The following is a 1081-nucleotide window of genomic DNA, read 5'->3' as shown; positions in this document are numbered from 1 at the left end:
GAGGCCAGCGCCAGCCTCGACCGTCCCATCGGCATCCGCACCCGCCGCGCCGAAGATGCGGGCCCGATCGAGGTGCGTTATCGTCCGGTGTGGGACGTCAAGCAACAGGTCCTGTCCGTCTTTATCGCCCGCTCGGGCCGGATGCGGGCCGGGCGTTGCCCGCTCTGGGGTTATGACGGGCTGCAGGACCCCGAGGATCCGCAGCAGATCCTGGGCATGGACATGCATCTGATCCAGGAGGCGGTGAGCGAAGCTGCGGAGCTTTACGAGAACCGGTTCCGCTTTTTCCTTTCATTGCCGATCCATTTCGAGAGTCTGGCTGTCCTGGGACGCCGCCGGGAACTGGTGAACGTCCTGCAGGACATCCCGACGCATATGCGCAGTTTCATGACCTTTCACCTTTGCGGGGTGCCGGCAGGCGTGCCCACAGGCCGTCTGGCCGAAATGGTGAGCACCCTGCGTCCCTATGGTCGCACCATCATGGCGGTGGTGGACCCCGGCAGCAACGACCTGCCCACCCTGGCCGCCGCCGGCGTGAAGGTGGCCTGTGTGTTGTTGCCGCCCGGCTGCTCGGCCGAACGTTATCGTACCGACCTGCTGCGTTTTGGTGCCATCGCGGCCAAGAACCGGTTGCTGACCTCTGTCGAGGGCGTCGACAACATGGCTATGGAGACCCTGTGCGAGGAGGCGGGCATCAGCTTCCTGTCAGGAGATCTGATCGGTGGTTGGACCGAGGTGCCTGAACACGCCGTTCGTCGGTCGCTGGCCGATTTCCAGCGTTGAACGCCAATCTCATGCCAGTGGACCTGCTGGCTCAAAACCAGTCGGGGCGAAATCGAGCGGGGGAGATGCTCGTGCCTGAGCATATCATTCGGCACCTATGGTACGGAACGCCTCGCGCAACTACACCATATCGGGCGCGTAGAGATACGTGGGTTCGGTGCCTGCCCCGGTATGAGGTGGCGTGAACTCGGTGGTCCAGGCGGCATCCTTTTGGCCATTGAGGGACTATCGGGAATTCCGTGCTTAGCGGGGCGGTTTGAAATCAGGCGTTCATTGCCTTTGTGAACCTCTCGCCGAA

1 pseudogene is annotated in these 1081 nt (G+C 62.8%); it reads left to right on the top strand.

From position 1 onward, the window contains the following. Positions 1–783: pseudogene (locus AC1Q7F_RS32600) on the top strand (hypothetical protein); the annotation flags it as partial. Positions 784–1081: the final 298 nt, after the last annotated feature.

The organism is Niveispirillum sp. GW835-FHT14G11 (genome assembly GCF_058793615.1).
Note: the sequence above shows the minus strand (reverse complement) of the source record. Positions and strands in the feature narration are given on the sequence as shown.